We start from the raw sequence: 2,422 nt of genomic DNA, 5'->3' as shown, positions 1-2,422 counted from the left end.
CCTCACGACTGACCTCCACTGCGCCCAATAGCGACAACTTCGACCAATGGTACACCTCGCCACTTAAACGATCGAAAGGCGGCACATAATCCGACGGATCAAACGGATCTGTGCCATCGATAAGCTCCTGTTCATCTGACACGCCATCGTTATCGTTATCAAGGTCCGCCTGCATACCCGTCGCCAAACAGGCATCGTCGCACTGATCTGGCGCGCCGTCCCCATCGGTGTCCAACAAAGCGCCTAGCGCAATTCTTGGATAAACATCGCTGGCGTCTAAAATGCCGTCAAGATCACAGTCTGGCGTCAGTGTGATTTTACGTGTCCCGACAAACATCTCGCTGGGCCAACCCGAAGTGTCTGCACAATAAGCGACCAACCCTGTGTCAGCCACCTCGATGCGAATTTCAACACGCGGTGGTTTATTCCCCAGGAACAACAAAAGATCAAGTTGCGCGGGATTAGCAATATTTGTCACATTAGAGAACGCATAATCGCCTAAGTCTGTAACACCTGCTCCGACTCGAATTTCCGTAAGCGTGTTGTAGCCAAAGGCGTAACCCGCAATTGTTGTAACGCTATCGGGTATTACGACAGAGGTGAGTGAGTTATAGGCAAAGGCATAGCCCGCAACAGAATCAAGAGTGTCGGGTAAAGACACTTGGACAAGCCCCGCATTCCGAAAAGCGCCCTCGGCGATCGCTGTAACAACATAGCCATCGACCGCAGCGGGAACGACAAGATCCCGTCGGCACGATGTCGCGCACCCCGTCACCGTCGCCGTAATCCCATCGGGGTTTGCAACATAGGTCACCCGCGATCCACACTCGTCACCCAGACACGAATTGGGGTCTAAAGGGTCAGTCCCAAGCGCTATTTCATACAAGTCGCTAACACCGTCGTTATCGTCGTCGGTATCCGCATTGTTTCCGACCCCATCTAAATCGGTGTCTAGCCACTCTGTCGAATCTAAGGGGAACGCATCGTCGTTGTCTAACACGCCGTCATTGTCGTCGTCGCTATCTTCGAAGTTCAGCAAGCCGTCACCGTCACTATCGCCACAGTTCTCTTGACGAACGGTCGTGTATCCGGGCTTCCAAAAAGTTGACTCATAAACGTTATCAAACACGGTTTTCAAATCTGTCCAACCGGCTCGGCCGCTACAGACTCTAACTAAGGTTGGGAAGGCGGGTTCATTTGAAAACGAGAATACGGCTTGTCGTGTCTCTGCGTTAAATTGATCTAGTGCCATTTCTGGGCGGTCACCGAAGAACCTCAACTCATCAAGCTTAGAACCGCTGAAGGCATTCTGCTCTAGGTGGGTGACGCTAGCTGGAATAACGAGTTGCGTGAGACCATGATTTTGAAAGGCTCTTGACCCTATGAACTCGACGCCTGATCCCAGATCGAGTTGAGTTAAATAACCGGAAGCGAAGGAATCATAACCAAACGCATCAGCGCCAATTGTTTTGGTACTATCCGGAATCCGGATACTCGAAACGCGGTTATACTGAAAGGCAATTTCTCCAATCTCTACGACTGAATCTCCCAACGACAGCGATTCCACGTTCGCTAAGTAAAATGCACCGAACCCGATGGTTTTCACCGTATTTGGAATCACCAAATCAGGAAAATAATTCTCTGCAAACGCATAGGCACCGATAGTGACGATCCCCTCCGGTAACACCAAGTTTTCAGCCGCCGTATCCCAGAATGCGTAATCTTCTATGGCCACTACCAGAAAACCGTTGATTGTCGCAGGGATCGTCAAATCCCATGGTTGCAAAAGCTCCGGAAAATTGGCTCGGGGTGACGTGCAATAGGTAGCGCAACCTGAAATCGTCATTTGCCCGTCATGAAGACTAAAACTCCAATTTAAAGCAACGCCTTGCCACATCACGGAGTTCATTTGGTTTTTCCCAAAGGCCGCCGATCCCAAGGTGGTTATGCCATCGGGAACAGTCACGACGCTTAAGGCATTATCATAAAAGGCCGCAGCCGCAATAGCTAAAACGCTATCGGGAATCGAAATGCTGGTCAGTGCATTGTTCGCAAAAGCGGAATCACCAATCGTTGTCAGCGTATTGGGCAAAGACAACGAAATCAGCGCATTCTTTTGAAATGCGTTTGCTTGCACGCTTTTTAGTCCTGCTGCCAAATTCAGACTAACGAGGTTATTGTCGTAAAAAGCAGCAACTCCAATATCTTGGATTCCCGACGCAATAGTCACGCTGTTTAGCTGACTTCCCATGAAGGCGCCATCGTCGATACTGACCACACTAGTCGCATTTAAAGATGCGGGTATCGGAAGGTTTGCCGGGCATTGCGCTAAACAGCCAGTAATCACCAGACCCGTACCTTCTGGATTGGGCTCAAAGCTGACGGCGGTTGGGACTCCATCAACCAGAACGGAAACTGGGTT

At 50.3% G+C, this 2,422-nt stretch carries 1 protein-coding gene; it reads right to left on the bottom strand.

Going from position 1 to position 2,422, the window contains the following annotated elements; genetic code table 11:
• On the bottom strand, positions 1-2,422 hold a 2,422-nt coding region (locus ACTF5Z_RS11870; protein WP_438985819.1), incomplete at both ends, for a leucine-rich repeat protein.

Origin of the sequence: Aequoribacter sp., assembly GCF_965659035.1 — a bacterium.
Taxonomy (GTDB): Bacteria; Pseudomonadota; Gammaproteobacteria; order Pseudomonadales; family Halieaceae; genus Aequoribacter.
Note: the sequence above shows the minus strand (reverse complement) of the source record. Positions and strands in the feature narration are given on the sequence as shown.